At 42.0% G+C, this 20,696-nt stretch carries 23 protein-coding genes, 1 tRNA gene and 1 pseudogene; 24 read left to right on the top strand and 1 reads right to left on the bottom strand.

Annotated features, from left to right (window positions below):
• The first annotated feature begins 44 nt into the window (after window positions 1-44).
• From hbs to glnA (BMX79_RS02225), 3 genes are all read left to right on the top strand, one after another.
• Entirely contained in the window at window positions 45-320 is a 276-nt protein-coding gene (gene hbs / locus BMX79_RS02235; protein ID WP_091478754.1) for a non-specific DNA-binding protein Hbs, read from the top strand.
• Between the two features lie 227 nt (window positions 321-547).
• The gene (gene glnA, locus BMX79_RS02230) at window positions 548-1,888 is read left to right on the top strand and encodes a type I glutamate--ammonia ligase (RefSeq protein WP_091478753.1); all 1,341 of its coding nucleotides are present in this window, start codon (window positions 548-550) and stop codon (window positions 1,886-1,888) included.
• A 236-nt stretch (window positions 1,889-2,124) separates the two neighbouring features.
• The gene (glnA, locus tag BMX79_RS02225) at window positions 2,125-3,468 is read left to right on the top strand and encodes a type I glutamate--ammonia ligase (RefSeq protein WP_091478751.1); all 1,344 of its coding nucleotides are present in this window, start codon (window positions 2,125-2,127) and stop codon (window positions 3,466-3,468) included.
• A 133-nt stretch (window positions 3,469-3,601) separates the two neighbouring features.
• Here the strand turns inward: glnA (BMX79_RS02225) and BMX79_RS02220 are convergent.
• A tRNA-Arg gene (locus BMX79_RS02220) sits at window positions 3,602-3,675 on the bottom strand.
• A 141-nt stretch (window positions 3,676-3,816) separates the two neighbouring features.
• Here BMX79_RS02220 and BMX79_RS02215 point away from each other — a divergent pair.
• From BMX79_RS02215 to clpX, 21 genes and pseudogenes are all read left to right on the top strand, one after another.
• Window positions 3,817-4,260, top strand: a complete 444-nt coding sequence (locus BMX79_RS02215) for a hypothetical protein (protein ID WP_091478750.1) — start codon at window positions 3,817-3,819, stop codon at window positions 4,258-4,260.
• 238 nt (window positions 4,261-4,498) lie between these two features.
• A complete protein-coding gene (locus BMX79_RS02210) occupies window positions 4,499-5,056 on the top strand; it encodes a CDP-alcohol phosphatidyltransferase family protein (RefSeq protein ID WP_091478748.1) in 558 nt (185 codons plus the stop codon).
• Window positions 5,057-5,121: 65 nt separating this feature from the next.
• A pseudogene (locus tag BMX79_RS12645) lies at window positions 5,122-5,484 on the top strand (NADPH-dependent FMN reductase).
• A complete protein-coding gene (locus BMX79_RS12570) occupies window positions 5,481-5,696 on the top strand; it encodes a hypothetical protein (RefSeq protein WP_218025338.1) in 216 nt (71 codons plus the stop codon). Before BMX79_RS12645 ends, BMX79_RS12570 begins: the two are co-directional and overlap by 4 nt.
• 50 nt (window positions 5,697-5,746) lie before the next feature.
• The gene (locus BMX79_RS02200) at window positions 5,747-6,190 is read left to right on the top strand and encodes a MarR family winged helix-turn-helix transcriptional regulator (RefSeq protein WP_091478747.1); all 444 of its coding nucleotides are present in this window, start codon (window positions 5,747-5,749) and stop codon (window positions 6,188-6,190) included.
• A gap of 86 nt (window positions 6,191-6,276) precedes the next feature.
• Window positions 6,277-6,633: a DUF2187 family protein gene (locus BMX79_RS02195; protein ID WP_091478745.1), complete on the top strand. Its 357-nt coding sequence runs from the start codon at window positions 6,277-6,279 to the stop codon at window positions 6,631-6,633.
• A 319-nt stretch (window positions 6,634-6,952) separates the two neighbouring features.
• Window positions 6,953-7,408 carry a fatty acid biosynthesis transcriptional regulator FabT gene (gene fabT, locus BMX79_RS02190; protein ID WP_170230946.1) on the top strand — a complete coding sequence of 152 codons (456 nt, stop codon included), beginning with the start codon at window positions 6,953-6,955 and terminating at the stop codon, window positions 7,406-7,408.
• Window positions 7,408-8,394, top strand: a complete 987-nt coding sequence (locus tag BMX79_RS02185; RefSeq protein WP_091478744.1) for a beta-ketoacyl-ACP synthase III — start codon at window positions 7,408-7,410, stop codon at window positions 8,392-8,394. Before fabT ends, BMX79_RS02185 begins: the two co-directional genes overlap by 1 nt.
• A 51-nt stretch (window positions 8,395-8,445) precedes the next feature.
• The gene (locus BMX79_RS02180; RefSeq protein ID WP_091478742.1) at window positions 8,446-8,676 is read left to right on the top strand and encodes an acyl carrier protein; all 231 of its coding nucleotides are present in this window, start codon (window positions 8,446-8,448) and stop codon (window positions 8,674-8,676) included.
• A 22-nt stretch (window positions 8,677-8,698) separates the two neighbouring features.
• The gene (fabK, locus tag BMX79_RS02175; RefSeq protein ID WP_091478741.1) at window positions 8,699-9,652 is read left to right on the top strand and encodes an enoyl-[acyl-carrier-protein] reductase FabK; all 954 of its coding nucleotides are present in this window, start codon (window positions 8,699-8,701) and stop codon (window positions 9,650-9,652) included.
• An 82-nt stretch (window positions 9,653-9,734) separates the two neighbouring features.
• Entirely contained in the window at window positions 9,735-10,664 is a 930-nt protein-coding gene (gene fabD / locus BMX79_RS02170; protein WP_091478739.1) for an ACP S-malonyltransferase, read from the top strand.
• Between the two features lie 10 nt (window positions 10,665-10,674).
• Entirely contained in the window at window positions 10,675-11,406 is a 732-nt protein-coding gene (gene fabG / locus BMX79_RS02165) for a 3-oxoacyl-[acyl-carrier-protein] reductase (RefSeq protein ID WP_091478737.1), read from the top strand.
• A gap of 19 nt (window positions 11,407-11,425) precedes the next feature.
• Window positions 11,426-12,670 carry a beta-ketoacyl-ACP synthase II gene (fabF, locus tag BMX79_RS02160; RefSeq protein ID WP_091478736.1) on the top strand — a complete coding sequence of 415 codons (1,245 nt, stop codon included), beginning with the start codon at window positions 11,426-11,428 and terminating at the stop codon, window positions 12,668-12,670.
• A complete protein-coding gene (gene accB / locus BMX79_RS02155) occupies window positions 12,667-13,158 on the top strand; it encodes an acetyl-CoA carboxylase biotin carboxyl carrier protein (protein ID WP_091478734.1) in 492 nt (163 codons plus the stop codon). The genes fabF and accB overlap by 4 nt, the downstream gene beginning before the upstream one ends.
• A gap of 21 nt (window positions 13,159-13,179) precedes the next feature.
• Window positions 13,180-13,602: a 3-hydroxyacyl-ACP dehydratase FabZ gene (gene fabZ, locus BMX79_RS02150; protein ID WP_174760381.1), complete on the top strand. Its 423-nt coding sequence runs from the start codon at window positions 13,180-13,182 to the stop codon at window positions 13,600-13,602.
• 40 nt (window positions 13,603-13,642) lie between these two features.
• Window positions 13,643-15,028 (top strand): acetyl-CoA carboxylase biotin carboxylase subunit, encoded by a 1,386-nt coding sequence (gene accC, locus BMX79_RS02145; RefSeq protein WP_091478730.1) that lies wholly within the window; start codon window positions 13,643-13,645, stop codon window positions 15,026-15,028.
• Window positions 15,015-15,884, top strand: a complete 870-nt coding sequence (gene accD, locus BMX79_RS02140) for an acetyl-CoA carboxylase, carboxyltransferase subunit beta (RefSeq protein ID WP_091478728.1) — start codon at window positions 15,015-15,017, stop codon at window positions 15,882-15,884. Before accC ends, accD begins: the two co-directional genes overlap by 14 nt.
• On the top strand, window positions 15,881-16,663 hold the full coding sequence (locus BMX79_RS02135) for an acetyl-CoA carboxylase carboxyltransferase subunit alpha (RefSeq protein ID WP_091478726.1): 783 nt from the start codon (window positions 15,881-15,883) through the stop codon (window positions 16,661-16,663). Before accD ends, BMX79_RS02135 begins: the two co-directional genes overlap by 4 nt.
• A 96-nt stretch (window positions 16,664-16,759) precedes the next feature.
• On the top strand, window positions 16,760-17,710 hold the full coding sequence (locus tag BMX79_RS02130) for a hypothetical protein (protein ID WP_091478724.1): 951 nt from the start codon (window positions 16,760-16,762) through the stop codon (window positions 17,708-17,710).
• 147 nt (window positions 17,711-17,857) lie between these two features.
• Window positions 17,858-19,168 carry a trigger factor gene (gene tig / locus BMX79_RS02125; protein ID WP_091478722.1) on the top strand — a complete coding sequence of 437 codons (1,311 nt, stop codon included), beginning with the start codon at window positions 17,858-17,860 and terminating at the stop codon, window positions 19,166-19,168.
• 95 nt (window positions 19,169-19,263) lie between these two features.
• Window positions 19,264-20,517, top strand: coding sequence for an ATP-dependent Clp protease ATP-binding subunit ClpX (gene clpX / locus BMX79_RS02120; RefSeq protein ID WP_091478720.1), 1,254 nt, complete (start codon window positions 19,264-19,266; stop codon window positions 20,515-20,517).
• Window positions 20,518-20,696: the final 179 nt, after the last annotated feature.

Raw genomic sequence — 20,696 nt, 5'->3', positions numbered from 1 at the left:
AGTCTACATGCATCGATCTTCTTTTGAGGAGGTGAAAGAATACAATGGCAAATAAAGCAGAATTAATCGAAAAAGTAGCAGCATCAGCTGACCTTACTAAAAAAGACGCTACTGCAGCAGTAGAAGCGGTTTTCGAAACAATCAAAGATTCACTAGCTGAAGGTGAAAAAGTTCAAGTAATTGGCTTTGGTAACTTTGAAGTACGTGATCGTGCTGCACGTAAAGGACGTAACCCTCAAACTGGGGAAGAAATCCAGATCCCTGCAAGCAAAGTCCCTGCATTCAAAGCTGGTAAAGCATTGAAAGACGCAGTAAAATAAAAAGTAAATACTTTTATTATGTCGAGATCAGCTGATCTCGGCTTTTTTTTGCTTTGATCAGAGAATAATGCATGAACTGTTAATAAGAATCGTTAAGAAGAATATCTTATCTGAAATTTCGTACGCCTCAAGACCTCACGTTTGACATTGTTCTGTCTTACTAGTACCCTAATATATGTTAATAAAAAGAGCCATTGCAAAGTGGTGAAAGGAATGATGACTGGACTATGTCCGCCGAGATAAAAGAGACGATTCGAAAAGAAGCAAAAGAAAAGAATGTGAGGTTTCTCCGATTGATGTTTACAGATATCGATGGAGTAATCAAAAATGTGGAGGTCCCAATCAGTCAGCTTGGAAAAGTCATGGATAACGAAATGGCATTTGACGGCTCATCAATCGATGGATTTGTAGAAATAGATCAAAGTGATATGAAACTGCATCCCGATCTTGATACGTGGCTGATATTCCCGTGGAAATTAGAAAATGGCGATGGCAAGATTGCCCGTTTTATTTGTGATGTCCACATGCCTGATGGCCAGCCTTTCGCAGGAGACCCTAGAAACAATCTCAAGCGTGTTGTGAAGGAAATGAAGGAGTTTGGCTTCAAGTCCTTTAATCTGGGACCAGAGCCTGAATTTTTCTTGTTTAAACTGGATGAGAATGGCAAACCAAGTAAAACATTAAATGATAATGGCGGATATTTTGATCTGGCGCCTACAGATCTGGCTGAAAACTGTCGCAGAGACATTGTGCTGGAGCTGGAAGCTCTCGGATTTGAAATAGAAGCAAGCCACCATGAAGTTGCTCCCGGACAGCATGAAATTGACTGGAAATATGCAGATGCTGTAGAAGCATGTGATAATATCCAGACATTCAAGCTTATTGTCAAGACAGTGGCCAGGAAGCACGGCCTTCATGCCACATTCATGCCTAAACCGATTGAAAACATCAGTGGATCCGGTATGCATTTCAATATGTCTCTTTTCAATGAAGATGGTAACGCATTTTACGACTCAGAATCTGAAGATGGATTAAGTGGTACAGCTTACCAGTTCATCGCAGGCCTTTTGGATCATGCTCAAGCCTATACTGCGGTATGTAATCCGATAGTCAACTCATATAAGCGTCTGACTCCTGGATATGAAGCACCTGTCTATGTTGCCTGGTCAGGAACTAATAGAACCCCCCTCGTTAGAGTACCGGCATCCAGAGGCAATTCTACTCGTGTTGAATTGCGAAGCGTAGACCCGACAGCTAACCCTTATCTGGCACTAGCGGTTCTGCTTAAAGCAGGACTGAAAGGAATAGCTGAAGCAAAAAGCGCACCTAGTCCAGTTAACAAAAATATCTATAATATGGATCAGATCGAGCGGGACGAGAATAATATTCAGTCTCTTCCACAGAATCTGTATGAAGCACTTGAATCTCTTAAAGAAGATGAAACTATTATTGACGGTTTAGGTGAACATATTTTTGACCGTTTTGTCGCAGCGAAATCTGCAGACTGGCATAATTTTGCCAAGGCAGTGACGCAGTGGGAAACTGATCGATACTTCGAACTCTATTAAAAAAAACCCACCTGACTGCCTGTTACTGAAAAGTAGCAGGCAGTCAGGTGGGTTATTAATTATCGAAAGTTTAATCGCCTCGAACTTAATAATCTTCTGTAATTAGCCGTAAATCATTTACATCTTTACCTCCTATTGCACGCTGCATCATCTAGTGGTACTATTCAAAAGTGCTTTTAATAGCAATAAAAATATCAGCAATATAACAAGTGGTATAGATAGGGGAGAGTAAAATTATGACGAAGGTGACAAGAGATGCGATCATAAAAGACGTAAAAGAAAGCAATGTACGTTTTCTGCGTTTGATGTTTACAGATATACTGGGCACAGTAAAAAATGTAGAGGTGCCAGTCAGTCAGCTTGATAAAGTTCTGGACGGCAAAATGATGTTTGATGGGTCTTCTATCGAAGGATTTGTTCGTATACAGGAATCGGATATGTATCTGAAACCCGACTTTGATACTTGGCTGGTATTTACATGGGAAACGGAATCAACTAAAAAAAGCCGTGTGGCACGATTGATTTGTGATATCGTGAATCCTGATGGGACGCCATTTTTGGGTGATCCGAGAACCAATTTGAAACGTGTACTTAAAGAAGCTAAAGATTTGGGCTATTCGTCTTTCAACCTTGGGCCGGAACCTGAATTCTTTTTACTTAAACTGGATGAAAACGACGAAATAACCGAAAGACCTAATGATAATGGTGGGTACTTTGATCTGGCTCCAACAGATCTGGCTGAAAACTGCCGTCGGGATATCGTTCTTGAACTGGAAGATCTTGGATTCGAAATAGAGGCAAGCCACCATGAAGTGGCCCCTGGACAGCACGAAATCGACTGGAAGTATGCGGATGCAGTTGAAGCTTGTGATAATATCCAGACATTTAAATTAGTTGTTAAGACGGTCGCCCGCAAATATGGTCTACATGCGACATTTATGGCTAAACCTGTCTTTGGTATCAACGGTTCAGGTATGCACAGTAACATGTCCTTGTTCAAAAATAATGAGAATGTATTTTATGATGAGTCTGATGAAAGACAGTTAAGTACAGAAGCGTACCAGTTTCTTGCGGGACTGCTCCATCATGCTCCAGCCTTTACAGCAGTTACAAATCCGACTGTGAACTCATACAAACGCCTGGTACCTGGCTATGAGGCTCCAGTATATATCGCCTGGTCTGGAAGCAACCGTACACCGATGATCAGAATACCTGCATCAAGAGGTATGTCTACTAGACTGGAAGTACGTTCAGTTGATCCGATGGCCAACCCGTATCTGGCATTAGCAGCGATGCTGAAAGCTGGACTGGACGGAATCACTAATGAAATGACACCACCTGAAGAAACAAATGACAACATTTACGATATGGATGAAGCTCAGCTGGAACAGCAGGGAATCAAATCTCTACCTACCAGCCTTCATAGCGCACTTAAAGCTCTGAAGAAAAATGATGTGATCAAGGAGTCTTTAGGTAATCATATCTATACGAATTTCGTCAAAGCTAAAATGGTGGAATGGGATTCTTATAAAGCAGCGGTCAGTCAGTGGGAGAAAGATAACTACCTGCACCTGTATTAATTAGTAGTATGCTTAAGAATCAGTAACAAATAGAACCGGCAGTCAATACACAGATTGCCGGTTTTATTTGTCTTGTATAGGGAGAGCAAAAAAAAGAGCAGGTGATCAATAAGATCACTTGCTCTTTGTCATACGTTTCGGGAGGGATTCGAACCCCCGACCGTTCGCTTAGAAGGCGAATGCTCTATCCAGCTGAGCTACCGAAACTTTTTCAACAACAGAATTTATTATATAACCTTTAGGAATAAAAGTCAACAGGAAAAAGTAAACTTTCCTGTAGTTAAAATTGGTTACTTTTTTCCTCCTTTGGTAAAATGGGGGTGTACACTGAAATGAGGAGGATAACTAATGAAGTTTATCACAGCACAGCAAAGCCTCGAGGACTTTGCTACCGAAGTTGAGAATCTGATTCAGAGTGGTGCCTATCATGCTAATGCCCTGTTAGTCGTCACTCTGGAAGAACACGCTTCTGAGATTGAATCGATGGTACCAATTGAAATCGAAACGGTTAAAGAGGAAGACTTTAAGAATACCAACCCGCTTGACGGCCATGATCTCGATGAGAAGGAAGTCAGCTTATATGATGATATTTTGAGAAGAGGAGGCTATGTCTTGTTTGAAAAAGATAAAGAAAATAAGAAAATAGTGAAGGAAGAAGATAATGAAGCAGAAGATATCGAGTTTCATGCCCCTGGATTTGGAGTGGACCTCGAAGAACCGGATTCAGATGAATCGAATCACGAAGACAACTTCAATCCGGAAAATCCTAATCCACAAGGAGATAAACAATAAGTGAACGTGAAGGAGCCAGCATGTTTGTATAAACAAACATGCTGGCTTTTTCTCATTCTAAATTGCTATTGCTGATCAAATTAAGTATACTAATATAGTACAAATCGGGTCATTTGATCTGACAAGTGAATGGACAGGCGTCAATTCAGTGAATATTATTCCATTTCACGTTGGCCATGAGAATCTGGGACAAAGGATACATGGAGGATACTTATATTTAACGGGAGGATGAAGACAGATGAATGCAAGAGACTGGTTCACTATTCCAAATATATTGTCGTATTTCAGGTTAATACTTATTCCATTTTTTGTGATCGCATATATGTCTGCTGAATCCCAAAGTGAATTTGTGTATGCGACGGGTGTTCTAATCCTTTCTGGACTGACTGATGCTGTTGACGGATTTATTGCAAGACGTTTCAATCAGGGGACTAAGATAGGACAGCTTCTCGATCCTGTTGCAGATAAACTGACACAGGTTGCAGTCGTTGCCGTTCTGATGCTAAGGTGGCCTGCTTTTATTTTTGTTTTTATACTCTTTCTCGTGAAGGAGACATACATGTTCGTAGAAAACATCCGCTTGTATAAAAAACAGAAAACTCTGGATGGGTCAATATGGCCAGGTAAAATTGCTACGATCGTCTTTTATTTCACTATGTTTATTGCTGTTTTTTTCCCTACCCTTAGCGAGGGGATCGTTATTCTTCTAGTAGGTGTAGCGAGTATTTTTCAAATCAGTGCATTTTATCATTATAGTAAGTTATTCCGGCACCTGCAGGGCAAAGAAGTTAAATAAGGTGTGTTATTATAAAGATATGATTCACATATGATAAACTGGTGAAAAGCAAGAGGAGGAATGTCATGAAAATTGGAGTGGTAACAGGATCGATCCGACCGAATCGTGTGAATAAGGGTGTTGCAGACTGGGTGCTGACTATTGCAGAGGAGTATGGTGGAGTTGATTACGGGCTCATCGACATTAAATCTTTTGATTTGCCTCTTTTTGAGAAACCCGTAGCGCCAGCATAAACGGATGATCTTATTGAGAAAGTGAAACAAAAACTTTGGTCAGAAAAAATGATTGAAATGGACGGATACATTCTCATCAACCCGGAGTACAGTCACGGGATGACCAGTGCATTGAAGAATGCTCTAGATTTTGTGTATCACGAATTAACTGAGAAGCAGCAGGAATTGTCAGTTATGGGTCTGCTGAAGGTGTGAGGGCAGCTGAACAGCTTAGGACAGTCTTATCAGAGATTCAGGTAGTAAATGTCCGAACGCATCCGGCCTTATCTATATTTCATGATTTCGATTACCCTGAACTGAAAGCTTCCGATAAGAAGAAGGAAACAGTGGAAACATTGTTAGGTCAGCTGCTGCCATGGACTGAGGCAATGATGATGGTCAGGAAGAAAAAAGCTGAAAAAGACTGAACCTGCCATACTCACTAAACAAGTATTTACCTTATTAGGTGGTGAGAAAGATGAATGATAATAGAGACCAGCTTAAAGCCTTGACAATACTGCTTAAAGCATCGTCAAGTGTAGAAAAAGTAGTAAAAAATGATATGGCCTCGTATGGACTGAATGCAACTGAGTTTTCAGTACTTGAACTGCTTTTCAACAAAGGACGACAGCCCATACAGATGATAGGCAAACAGATTTTACTTGCTTCAAGTAGTATCACGTATGTTGTCGACAGACTTGAGGAGAAGGGATTTGTCGATAGAGTAGCGGACAAATTTGACAGAAGAGTTACTTTCTGCGAGCTCACGCAGGAAGGTCATAGTCTGATGAAGGAAATATTTCCTAAGCATGCCGATAAAATAGCTGAAATTTTTGAAGAATGTACACCTGAAGAAATAAAAACTCTACAGAATACCTTGAAAAAAGTCGGGTATAAAGCGGTGAGCCTGCAGGATAATTAAGCCGGAATCAACCTTTATTCGCTTTCATGATACTCTTATGGTATAATGATTAAAGGAGTATAAAATCTTAATGAAGAATTGAGGGGATGAAAGTGGCTAAAGAAGAGATCACTGCGGAAGTCCAGCAATTGGTTGAAACGGAACTTCGTAAAGGTGCCAGCAACTCCCGAATTGCTAATTTATTAGATTTACCTTATAAAGAAGCAGTCGACATTATTGAAACAATCAAAGAAGATTTAAGACCGGATGTTGGGGATGAAATTATTTTTTCATTTAGAGATGAACCAATGGAAGGGATTATTGAAAAACTTCTTACGAACAGTGCCATCGTCCGTATCAACTGGAATCATTCTGCTGAAAGAATGCATGATCTGGTTGAAGAAAAAACGGTCGTCAACTTTAAAGATATTGAAGGATTTAAAAATCAAGTGGACGAAGAATGAGCCACTAAAGAAAAGACCCTCTCAGGAAGGTCTTTTTTTGAGTTTAAAAGTAGTGTTTATAAAGAGGAGAACAGGGGTGTACAGAAAAGGGTTAACCCAGCAAGTTAATTATACAGTTAAAAATAATCAGATAAAGTTCAGGCGTACATAAACCTTTTCAGCCAATAATGTTAGCGCTGTCAGTAAGGAATTATTAAACCACCTTCACGTTTAAATCATTATTTTAACCTTGACACCCATTATAAACTAAGTTAATATTTTGATTGTCAAATAGTTTGATAATCAAACAATATCGACTAAACGAATAGGAGGAGATGATGTGGATCCAAAAATCAATGAAATAAACGGATATCTGGTATCTATTTTCAACGATGTGCTTATGATTGAAGAACGGACACTACAGACCAGTCAGTTCAAGGATGTATCAATCAAGGAAATGCATACAATCGATGCGATTGGCATGTATCAGGAGCACACAACGAGTGAAGTAGCCAAGAAGCTTGGGATTACTGTAGGCACGCTTACAGTTTCGGTCAACAACTTAGTCCGTAAAGGCTATGTGAACCGGGTCCGAAGCGAGAAAGACCGAAGAGTCGTCAAGCTTGCACTGACAAAGCAAGGCCGCCTGCTCTATCGTCTTCATGACAAGTTTCATAGAGATATGGTCAGAGAAACGCTAACGGAAATGAGCGAAGAAGAAGCTGAAGTGCTGATGAAAGGCTTGTTGAATTTACACAGCTTTCTTGAGCGGACAAAGGAGCAGTTACCGGAGTGATGGACAAGAACCATGTGAAAATCTATTCTACTGGGAGATATATCCCGCCTAATCGTGTGTCCAACCACGATTTAACGAGCTGGATGGATACGTCTGACGAATGGATCGTCAAACGGACAGGTATACGATCCCGTTATTTATCTCGTGGAGATAACACGAGTGACTTATGTATCAAGGCCGCACATAATGTGCTTGAAGGCAGTCATGTAAATGCTGATGAAATTGGATTGATCATAGTCGCGACGATGTCACCTGACGGGCAGTCACCATCTGTTGCCAGTAAAGTGCAGTCAGCGATTCAAGCGGGTCAGGCAATGGCATTCGATATGAACGCAGCCTGCTCAGGCTTTGTCTATGCGTTGTCTACAGCAGAAAAAATACTCCGCCATGCTCCATACAGCTATGCCTTAGTGCTTGGCGGAGAGGTCATGTCAAAAGAGATTGACTGGACAGACAGGAAGACGGCAGTCCTATTCGGTGATGGTGCAGCAGGAGTACTGATAGGTAAGACAGATGAATCTGATCAGTTTATATCTGAAGACCTTCATGCAAATGGAGATAAAGGAGAGGCATTGACATCTGGTAACAGAAAGGTGGATAATCCTCTCATACAGTCAGACAAGTCAGTCAGTTACCTGACTATGGATGGAAGAGAGATCTTCAACTTCGTCACCCGTTCGATTCCGGACAGTATCCAAAAGGTTATTGAAGACGGTGAGACTGAGATAGAAGATATTGATTATTTTCTTCTTCATCAGGCAAATGCACGAATCATTGAAATTGTTGCCAAGAAACTGAAGCGTCCTATCGAGGCATTTCCGATGAACATTCAGAATTATGGAAACACATCTGCAGCCAGTCTGCCAATCCTATTGGACGAGCTTGCAAAAGATAGAACAGTATTGAATGGTAAGAAACAGAAAATCATCTTGAGTGCATTCGGCGGGGGGTTAACCTGGGGAACGCTGCTCTTGGAAATAAATTAATGTAGTAAACACTCAAAATAAAACAAATTAACTAATCGGAGGAATTATAAAATGACAACTTTTGAAAAAATTCAGGAAATTATTGTAGATCAGCTGGACAAAGAAGAAAGCGAAGTACAACGCTCAACGAACTTCAGAGAAGAACTTGAAGCGGACAGCTTGGATCTGTTCCAGATCATCAATGACATTGAAGACGAATTTGATATCAAGATTGAATCTGAAGAAGGTCTGACAACAGTAGAAGATTTAGTGAAATATGTTGAAGGTCAAATAGAATCTTAATTTAATAGGAAGGAGCTCCTAGATGAATCAGCCTTTATTAGAGCAAATTGGAATTAAATATCCCATCATACAAGGAGCGATGTCATGGGTTGCCACTCCAAGCCTGGCAGCAGCCGTCTCAAATGCAGGCGGACTGGGCATGCTTGGAGCCGGGCATGAACCGGGTGAGTATGTCAGAAAAATCATCCAAGAAACTAAGAAGATGACAGACGAACCATTTGGTGTGAATGTCCTGCTGCTGTCCCCCTATGTTGATGAAGTCGTTGATGTTGTGTGTGAAGAAGGCATAAAAGTCGTGACAACTGGAGCGGGCAGTCCGGGACGTTATATGAAAAAGTTCAAGGATGCAGGGATTACGGTAATCCCAGTAGTCGCTTCAGTAGCACTGGCCAGACGCATGGAAAAAGAAGGTGCAGATGCAATCATTTGTGAAGGAATGGAAGCTGGAGGTCATATCGGGAAATTGACAACAATGACTCTCGTACCTCAGGTCGTTGATGCTGTTGATATTCCAGTTATCGCAGCTGGAGGCATAGCAGATGGTCGAGGTATGGCTGCCGCATTTATGCTGGGTGCGTCCGCAGTACAACTGGGTACACGGTTTGTAGTCGCTTATGAAAGCATTGCTCATGAAAAATTCAAGGAGCGCATTATCAAAGCCAGAGATATTGATACCGTCGTAACTGGTATGATTACAGGTCATCCTGTTCGTGTACTTAGAAACAAACTCACAAAAGAATACCTGAAAGTAGAGAAAGAAATTACAAGTGATGAAAATCCGGATTTTTCACGTCTTGAAGAGCTTGGTAAAGGTGCTTTGAGAAAAGCGGTTATTGAAGGTGATAAGGATGGTGGATCATTTATGTCCGGTCAGATTGCCGGACTGGTCTCGAAAGAACAGAGTTGTGAGGAAATCATTCAGGAGCTGATGAGGGAATACAAGGAGCTGACAGCTCACCCAGTCGTCTTTAATTGATGTGTAAAGTTCAGGCTAATACTTTGATATTCAAATAAATGGCGGCTTACTCATTTATCAGCTATATGAAAGGAAGTTTTTCGTGAAAACTGCATTTGTCTTTAGTGGGCAGGGTGCGCAGTATCTGGGCATGGGGAAAGAATTCTACGACACTTATGCATCGGCCCGCTCTATATTTGATGAAGCCAGCGAGTCATTGGCGCTAGATCTTGCTGAAATTTGCTTTAACGATGAAAAGAAGATACATTTCACCCCGTATACTCAGCCGGCTATTCTGACAGTCAGCCATGCCATTGCTACGGTAATGGGAGAAGAAGGCATTCATCCGGACTGTTCAGCAGGACTTAGTCTGGGAGAATACAGTGCGCTTGTCGCTTCAGGAGCCATAGGTTTCAAAGAAGCAGTCAGACTTGTCCACAAGAGGGGGAGTCTTATGGAAGAAGCTGTTCCTGACGGTGAAGGAAAAATGGCTGCGGTCATAGGACTGGATGCAGAAGCAGTTGAATCAATCTGTACCACAGTCACAGAAAGTAACTATGTGGCTGTGGCAAATTATAATACGCCAAGTCAGCTGGTTCTTTCTGGAACAGCAGAAGGTGTTGAGCAGGCGATGAAGCTAGCCGAAGAACGTGGAGCGAAACGTGTAGTTGAACTGAATGTCAGTGGACCTTTTCATTCTAAACTGCTTGAACCAGCAGCTCAGGAATTTTCTGAAGTCCTGTTTCAGCAGACATTCAACCCGTTAACTATCCCGGTCTATTCTAACGTGACAGCCAGTGCTTATCCTGATTCAGGGGCAATTTCTCATCTTCTGACCGAACAGATGACTTCATCTGTCCGTTTTGAACAGATGATTCGGACCATGGCTGAAGACGGGGTAGAAAGATTTATTGAAGTCGGACCCGGAAAAACTTTAAAGTCATTTATCAAGGCAATTGATAGAAGCTTTAAACCATCGAATGTTGAAAAACCTAGTCAGTTGAATAAATTACTGGAAAAATCGAGTGGATAGTAGGGGTAAAATGGATAAAAAAACAATCATAGTAACAGGAAGTACCAGAGGGATCGGTAAAGCAATCGCAGCTTTCTTTCTTGATGAAGGGCATAATGTCGTTATTAATGGACGAAAAGACCTGTCAGATGATCTGATGGATTACTTCAATGCTTTCGACGGGACTGTCCATGTCATCAATGGGGACATCAGCGATTCGGCATTTGCTAAAAAGCTGATTAAGGACACTAGAAAACACTTTGGATCTGTCGATGTTCTAGTGAATAATGCCGGGATCACACGTGATAATCTGGCCATCAGATTATCTGACGAAGATTTTGATGCCACGCTTGATGTCAACTTAAAGGGCACATTCTATACATCAAAAGAAGCTGCTAAAGTCATGCTCAAGCAGCGCTCAGGACATATCATCAATATGTCGAGTGTTGTCGGTGTAGCTGGAAACGTCGGACAGGCGAACTATGCTGCAAGTAAAGCCGGTGTAATCGGATTGACCAAGTCATTGGCCAAGGAGCTGGCTCCAAGAGGCGTGCTGGTTAATGCCATTGCACCTGGCTTCATTGAATCAGATATGACAGACCAGCTGACCGATGAAGTAAAAGAAAAAGCTCTGACGACTATTCCTCTCAACCGTCTTGGTAAAGTTGAAGAGGTAGCGGAACTGGCAGGTTTTTTAAGTAATCAGAAGTATATTACCGGACAAGTTTTCCACGTTGATGGTGGAATGGTAATGAACGGGTAAATAGTTTAGGAGGCTGAGAATGGAAAGAGTAGTAATTACTGGTCTTGGGGCAATTACGCCACTTGGTAATTCAGTAGCAGAATTTTGGGATGGACTGAAAAATGGGAGAAACGGCATAGGACCGCTGACCAGATTCGATGGAACGGCAATCAATGTTCATGTTGCCGGAGAAGTCAGAGACTTTGAAGCTAAAAAAGTCATGGACAGAAAACTGGCTAAGCGTATGGATCCATTTTCGCAGTATGGCGTAGCTGCTGCTCTTGAAGCAGTAAGAGATAGTGAAATCGATATGGATGCAATTAATGCAGATCGTATGGGAGTCATAGTTGGTTCAGGAATTGGTGGATTAAATGCCATGCAGGACCAGATCATCAAGATGCATGAAAAAGGACTGGACCGTGTCGCTCCATTTTTCGTTCCTATGGCAATTGGAAACATGGTTGCAGGAAACATCTCTATAGCAACTGGAGCAAAAGGACCGAATCTCTCAATTGTCACAGCCTGTGCATCCGGAAACAATTCAATAGGGGAAGCATATAGAAATATTAAGCACGGCTATGCAGCCATCATGCTGGCTGGTGGAGCTGAGGCGAGTATCAATGAAATCGGTATGTCCGGTTTTGCTGCACTGAACGCTTTGTCAACTAATGAAGATCCTAATGCAGCTTCTACACCTTTCGACAAGAACCGTCATGGTTTTGTTATGGGAGAAGGAGCAGGCGTTCTTGTACTTGAAAGCCTGTCTTCTGCATTGAAGCGTAAGGCGAAAATATATGCGGAGATCACCGGTTACGGTGCGACAGGTGACAGTTTCCACATGACTGCTCCTTCTCCAGACGGATCTGGCGCTGCAAGAGCTATGAAGCAGGCCATGAACGAGGCTGGAATCAAACCAGCAGATATTGGCTATATCAACGCACACGGGACATCTACACCGGCCAATGACTCTTCAGAAACCGAAGCCATTAAATTGGCATTAGGCGAGGAAGCAGCTGCTAATGTCGCTGTATCAAGTACTAAAAGCATGACAGGGCATCTACTTGGAGGTGCAGGGGCAATTGAAGCGATCGCATCCATCAAAGCACTTCAGGAAGGGATTCTTCCTCCAACGATCAATCTGAGTACACCTGACGAAGACTGTGATCTGGATTATGTCAGCAATCAGCCAAGAGAAAAAGCAATTCAGTATGCACTAAATAACTCTCTAGGGTTTGGTGGACATAACGCCGTTACCTGCTTCAAGAAATGGGAGGATAAGGAATGAATTTTGAACAGTTGAAAGAGCTGATCGATCACATCGACCGGTCATCTCTTTATGAGTTCGAGATGGAAAATGACGACATCTCCTTGAAATTGAGTAAAAGAAAAACGTATGGTGCTGCGGGTGTCGTTCAGACATCAGAGCCGGTGGAGTCAAACAATCATGCAGAACCTTCAAAGAAATACTCGGTCTTATCAGACGAGAAGACTTTAGAGGAGTCTGCACCACTAGACACAGCACCAGATGAAGATCTTCATGAACTGAAAGCACCCATAGTGGGGACAGGGTACCTGTCTTCTTCACCTGATGCGCCACCATTCGTTAGTGAAGGCGATGCAGTATCAAAAGGTCAGACGATCTGTATCATCGAAGCGATGAAAGTTATGAATGAAATCAAGAGTGACGTAGATGGAACGGTCAGCCAAATTATGATCGAAGACGGACAGCCTGTCGAATTCAATCAGTCACTGATCAAAATCAAGCCAAATTAAAGGAGACTACTTATGACTACTATGAACATCAAAGAAATTCAGGAACTGATTCCCAATCGTTACCCCATTTACTTTATTGACAAAGTGACAGAGATGATCCCAGGGGAACATGTTACAGCAATTAAAAACGTAACGATCAATGAAGAGTTTTTCCAAGGACACTTCCCTGGAGAACCAGTTATGCCAGGTGTACTTATTGTTGAAAGTCTGGCTCAGGCTGGATCGATCCCGCTTTTAAAACTGGATCAGTTCAAGTCTCAGACTGCCTACCTGGGTGGGCTGAACAAAGTGAAATTCAGGAAAAAAGTTGTTCCTGGCGATGTACTTGAATTAAAAGTAGATATTGTCAAGCTGAAAGAGTATGCTGGAATCGGTAAAGGTGTAGCATATGTGGACGGCAAAAAGGTCTGTGAAGTAGAAATGACATTCATTATCGGAAGATAGCAGATCACCAAAATTTGTATCTATTAAGGAAGGGTTAGGCATGTTTGAAAAAATATTAGTAGCCAACAGAGGTGAAATAGCTGTACGTATTATTCGTGCCTGCAAAGAACTGGGCATAAAAACGGTAGCTGTCTATTCTACTGCTGATGAAGATGCCCTTCATATGCAGCTGGCAGACGAAGCGGTTTGTATTGGTCCTCCGAAAGCGTCAGATTCGTACCTGAATATACATAATATTCTGAGTGCAGCGGTACTGACAGGTGCGGAAGCTATTCACCCTGGTTTTGGTTTTCTTTCCGAAAATAGTCTATTTGCTGCGATGTGTGAAGAAGTGAATATTACATTTATCGGACCCGATAAAGAAACGATCGAACAGATGGGGAATAAGTCTAACGCAAGAGAAATGATGCAGAAAGCTGACGTACCTGTTATTCCTGGAAGCAATTCGTCGATTACGACCATAGATGATCTGCATGAACACGTCCAGTCTATTGGCCTTCCTGTGATTATAAAGGCAGTAGCAGGTGGCGGTGGTAAAGGAATGCGTATGGTATTCGACTCAGAGCAGCTGGAAGCCAGCTTTCTTCAGGCGCAGTCTGAATCAAAAGCAGCATTTAATGATAACCGTATGTATGTAGAGAAGATCATTACGCCGGCCAAGCATATCGAAGTGCAGATTCTGGCTGACCATCACGGGAATGTCATCCATTTAGGCGAAAGAGACTGTTCTCTTCAAAGAAACCATCAGAAGATTGTAGAAGAAGCACCCAGCTTCTCTTTAACTGATGAAGCCAGGAAAAACATCTGCATGAGTGCAGTGAGAGCTGCTCAGGGTGTAGGGTATAAAAATGCGGGGACGATCGAATTTTTAGTCGATCAGAACGAGCAGTACTACTTCATGGAAATGAATACACGTATACAAGTAGAGCATCCTATTACTGAAATGATCACTCAAGTAGATATTGTCAAGGAACAGATCCGTATTGCTGCCGGACTGTCGTTGACAGTAAGACAAGAAGATATTGAAATTAAAGGTCACGCCATAGAATGTCGGATCAATGCAGAAAATCCGGCTTTCAATTTTGCACCTTCTCCAGGAGAAGTCACGTATCTGAACATGCCATCAGGCGGGCTAGGTCTGCGTGTAGATACTGCAATGTTTGCGGGAGGGATGATCCCCCCTCATTATGACTCGATGATTGCAAAGATCATTACTCATGGTCAGACTAGAGAAGATGCTGTTCGTAAGATGATCCGGGCGCTCGACGAAATGGTTGTCGAAGGCATCCAGACTAATCTTGATTTCCAGCATGATCTTCTAAGTCATAAAGCGTTTGAATCTGGGGAGTACACGACGGAAACCTTGTCCCAGCAGATCATTCCTGACTGGTTGAACGAGAAGGAGGCGGAGAATGAGGCTATTTAAAAAAAGGCCCTATATTTCTATACAGAAAAGTACCTCGCAAAATGGCCCATCTGTACCTGATGGGATGTTTGAAAAATGTCCTCAATGTAAACAGTCCGTGTACGTAAAGAGTTTAGGACAGGAAAGAATATGTCCTAACTGTCACTACGCTTTTCGGATCCGTGCTCAGGAAAGACTGGCACTTACTGTTGATCCAAATAGTTTTTCAGAATGGGACGGAGAGGTTCATCCGTCAGATCCACTTCAATTTCCAGGGTATGAAGAAAAAATTCAGAATGTCCAAATAAATACCGGATTAAGGGAGGCTGTTCTGACCGGGCAGGCACGATTTAATTCAATTGAATCGGCTATAGGCATTATGGATTCACACTTCATTATGGGAAGCATGGGACAGGCTGTCGGAGAAAAAATAACCAGGTTATTTGAAAGAGCGACTGAGAAGAATCTACCTGTTGTACTTTTTACCGCATCCGGTGGAGCTAGAATGCAGGAAGGGATATTCTCTCTGATGCAGATGGCCAAAACCAGTGCGGCGATAAAACGACATTCAGAAAAAGGACTCTTTTATCTGACAGTGATCACTGATCCTACTACAGGTGGGGTGACGGCAAGTTTCGCCATGCTTGGAGACATCATACTGGCTGAACCTGGTGCACTAATCGGTTTTGCCGGCAAGAGGGTGATTGAACAGACAATCAAAGCGTCACTGCCTGACGACTTCCAGATGGCTGAGACGGTACTGAAAAATGGATTTATAGATCAGATTGTTGAACGTGAGAAACTTAAATCTGTGATTGGTCAGCTTCTGGAACTTCATGTCGATCCAGAAGGAACAGTAAAGGAGGAGTCTAAATGAAGGATGTCATGTCTATCGTCTCCTCTGCCAGAAAAACCGATCGAATCAATATGAAAGACATCACGAGTTTAATGATTGATGACTTCATAGAACTGCATGGAGACCGGGTGTTTAAAGATGATCCGGCTATCATGGGTGGGATCGGAAAACTGAACGGCCGGGCAGTTACTGTAATTGGTAACCAGAAAGGCACGACAGTTGAGGAAAATGTCCAGACCAACTTTGGTTCGGCACATCCGGAAGGGTACCGTAAATCTCTTAGACTGATGAAACAAGCTGAGAAGTTCAATAGACCTGTTCTGAACTTTATCAATACGTCTGGAGCCTACTGTGGAGTTGAAGCCGAAGAACGGGGTCAGGGTGAAGCTATCGCACGTAATCTGATGGAGATGAGCGATCTTTCCGTACCTGTCCTCTCAGTTATTATAGGAGAAGGCGGAAGCGGGGGAGCATTGGCTCTGGCTTTATCAGATGAAGTATGGATGATGGAATTTTCCATTTATTCTATCCTGTCACCTGAAGGGTTTGCTTCTATCTTATGGAAAGATGCGAAGAAGGCCAGCGATGCCGCTGAACTGATGAAATTAACTTCCGCTGACTTGTTAAAACTGGGAATCATTGAAAAAGTGATACCTGAGACTGAAGAGAAAGAAGTGCTTGAAAAAGGTTACATTATCTCCAATATGAAAAAAGCAATCGATGAAAAGCTGTCTGAACTCGTCAACGTTCCGAAGGACGAGTTGATACGCAAACGCTATGATCGATTCAGACAATTTTAGGTGAAGCAATGGGATGTAATGATCCTGTTGCTTTTATTTATTTCCTGTTTAGCAGCAGATTGCTTATGGTACAATATAGCTGAGGAGTGTTGTAATATGGGAGATCAGATAGAATTCCCCAAGAACTATGGGACATATATGCACCATGCATTGAGTGCGCTGCAGGACTCAGATTATGAACGAGCGATCATGTATATGAAAAAGGCCTATGTGATAAAAGATGAAAACAGCCTGAACATTCTGCTTGTGTCAACTTTATTTCAGAATGGGCAGGTCAATGAAGCACTTGACTATGCAGAAGAGAAAGAATCATTTTACCTTACAAACGAAAAGAGACTACTCGTTTATATCGAGCTGCTTATCTACAATTACCAGTTTTTATTGGCTCAAAAATTGCTGGACGATGAAGTCAAGTCAGCTACTTCGGAAAACTTGGCCAGCTGGGAGACTCTTAAGGACACTTTAGAACAGAAAAAGCTAGAAGCAGAAAAAGAACGACAGCAGACAGAAATTGAGCGCATGAAAAAACTGTTTTCTCTAGCTTCTCTTACACCTGATGAGCAGTTTGCCATGATTCAGGAAGCTGATGAGATGAAGACGGACAATCTGATCCAGGCTGCACCGTCTGTTTTTCAGAACCCATATGTTCATCCGTTTGCCCGGTCGGGTCTTCTGTCTGTACTTATCGACAGAAAAGTAAATCAGTCTTTTTCATATACCTGGCTGAATGAGGATAGAGAGGTCATACCCGCATCTATGAGCACATTTGAAGATCATCCGGTCGTACTTGACACGTATTCTGAAATCGAAGAATCCTTCATCAGTAATCCTTCATTAAAGGTGCTGGTCGAACAGGAAGTGAAGGCTGTTCTTCTCATGCTGTTTCCATTTATCGATGAAGTCATTCAAAAAGAAGATATTTCAGCATGGATTTATACAATAGCAGAGGGGATACAGCCCGAGCAGGATGCAGTTGTACAAGTCTCTGAGGAAAAACAAGCTTATATAAAAAGTTGGGTCAGCAGAGTCTATCAGGAGTTGCTGTGAATTAAGCTTCCGCGGTTTACATTAGCCATTAAATATTGTATGATAATTAAGTATGTTTAAATAAAAAATAGTGAACAGGGTTATTTTCACAGAGTTGGAAATAATGACGATTGCTAGCAGACTAATCAATTCGGAGGGTAATTATACATGGAAACAACTTTTGAAAAAACTGGTGCTACAACAGGCCGTCTGGAATTCACGATCGATCAGGAAACAGTACAAAAAGGACTGGATAAAACATTCAAGAAAGTTCAGAAAAGCTTGAACGTACCAGGCTTCCGTAAAGGACGTGTGCCACGCCGTATCTTCAACCAGATGTATGGTGAAGCTGCACTTTACGAAGATACGCTTAACGACTTGCTGCCTGCAGCTTATTCTAAAGCTGTTCAGGAAGCTGACATCGAACCTGTAGCTCAACCCAATATTGATATCAAATCAGTTGAAAAGAACCAGGATTGGGAACTGATTGCTGAAGTCACTCTTAAACCTGAAGTTGAGCTTGGACAGTACAAAGAAATCGAAGTGGCTAAACAGGACCGTAACGTTTCTGAAGAAGACGTAGATGCAGCGCTGAATCGCCGTCGTGAGAGCCTTGCTGAACTGACTATTAAAGAAGATGCAGCAGAAGAAGGAGATACTGTTGTCATCGATTACGAAGGATTCGTTGGCGATGAAGCATTTGAAGGTGGAAAAGGTGAGAACCACTCACTAGTTCTTGGATCTAACTCATTCATCCCTGGTTTCGAAGATCAGCTAGTTGGCGTTAAAGCAGGAGACGAGAAAGACGTTACAGTTACTTTCCCTGAAGAGTATCACTCAGACGAGCTTGCTGGAAAAGAAGCTGTATTTAAGGTCAAGGTTCACGAAGTTAAAGTGAAAGAATTGCCTGAACTTGACGATGAGTTCGTTAAAGATCTTGATGAAGACGTAGAAACAGTGGATGAATTGAAAGAGAAAATCCGCAAAGAGCTTGAAGAAAGCAAAACTACTGCTGCTGACGATGCCAGAGACGATGAAGCAATCAGAAAAGCAGTAGAAAATGCGAAAATTGAAGAAATCCCTCATGAGATGGCTCATGAAGAAGTACACCGTCAGATGGATATGTTCCTGAATAATCTTAAACAGCAGGGCATCTCTCCTGAAATGTACTATCAGATGACAAACTCTACAGAAGAGGATCTTCACAAACAGTTCGAAGGCGATGCAGAATTCAACGTACGCACTAACTTGGTACTTGAAGCGATTGTTGCAGCTGAGAACCTTGATGCAACTGAAGAAGATATGGAAAAAGAAATCTCTGATCTGGCTGGGCAGTACAACATGCCTGAAGACCAGGTACGTAGCGTACTGTCTCCAGACCTTCTTAACAGAGACATCTCATTGAAAAAAGCAATTGACCTGATCACTTCAACTGCTAAAGAAACACTTGAAGCAGCAGAAGAGTCAGACGAAGCGTAAAACTTCTTAAATGTAAATGGGAATGCCTAACGTGCATTCCCGTTTTTCATAAATTCATAAAATCTTATTAGGCTATGAGAGAGGTGACCGTGCCTATGTTTAACGATGACGATCAAAAAGGAAATATCTCATGTTCATTCTGCGGGAAATCACAGGAGCAGGTAAAAAAAATCGTGGCAGGTCCTGGCGTTTATATCTGTAATGAATGTGTGGACTTATGCCAGGAAATTATGGAAGAAGAGTTCAGCAAGCAGTCATTCGACGGTGAAATGAACGTTCCTAAGCCTCATGAGATTCGAGAAATACTGAATGAGTATATTATCGGTCAGGAAGCAGCTAAAAAGGCTCTTTCTGTAGCGGTATACAATCATTACAAACGTATCAATAGTCTAGATGAAGACACAGAAGATGACATCGAACTTCAGAAAAGTAACATCTGTCTGATCGGTCCTACTGGTTCAGGTAAAACGTACCTGGCACAGACACTTGCGCGTATATTGAATGTTCCCTTTGCAATAGCTGATGCAACGAATCTGACTGAAGCGGGCTATGTTGGAGAAGATGTTGAAAACATTCTACTGAAACTGCTCCAGTCAGCCGATTACGATGTAGAGCTGGCACAACGCGGAATCATTTATGTCGATGAAATCGATAAAATCGCCCGCAAGTCGGAAAATGTCTCAATTACCAGAGATGTCAGTGGTGAAGGTGTTCAGCAGGCATTGCTGAAAATACTCGAAGGAACGACTGCAAGTGTTCCCCCTCAAGGAGGCAGAAAGCACCCGCATCAGGAACTGATCCAGATCGATACGACTAATATCCTCTTTATTGTAGGAGGAGCTTTTGACGGTATAGAAACAATCGTGAAAAATCGTCTTGGGGATAAAGTGATCGGATTTGGTGCAGCAAGCAAGCGTAAAGAAGCGGACGAGAAGCAGAGCATCATGCAGCAGATCATTCCTGAAGACTTACTGAAATATGGTCTGATTCCTGAGTTTATCGGTCGTCTCCCGATTACAGCTGTACTTGAAAAGCTGAATGAAGACGATCTGGTCGAAATTCTGACGAAGCCTAAAAATTCTCTGGTCAAGCAGTATAAAAAACTGCTGCAGATTGATGAGGTAGAACTTGATTTTGAGGAGCAGGCTCTTCGTGGAATCGGTAAAAAGGCAATCGAACGAGACACTGGTGCACGTGGTCTGAGATCAATCATTGAAAGCATCATGATGGACATTATGTTTGAAGTGCCAAGCAGACCGGACATCAAGAAAGTCGTTATTACTGAAGAAACGGTAGAAACGCAGATGAATCCTATCTTTTATGATGAAGACGGGCAGAAAGTAAGTTAATTAAACTAGCAAAGACCTTCAAAACAGCTTGAGCTGTTTTTGGAGGTCTTTTTATTTGGATGACAGCTAATGGTCAGTCATTTTTTTGTAACATTAACTTGTCATTTGTTACCTGTTTATAACAAAAGACTTTAAAAATCAAATAAGTATGATATACTAACAATTGATTAATTATGTAA

The organism is Alkalibacterium pelagium, assembly GCF_900109325.1.
Classification (GTDB): domain Bacteria; phylum Bacillota; class Bacilli; order Lactobacillales; family Carnobacteriaceae_A; genus Alkalibacterium; species Alkalibacterium pelagium.
This window is presented reverse-complemented; position numbering and strand designations above follow the sequence as displayed.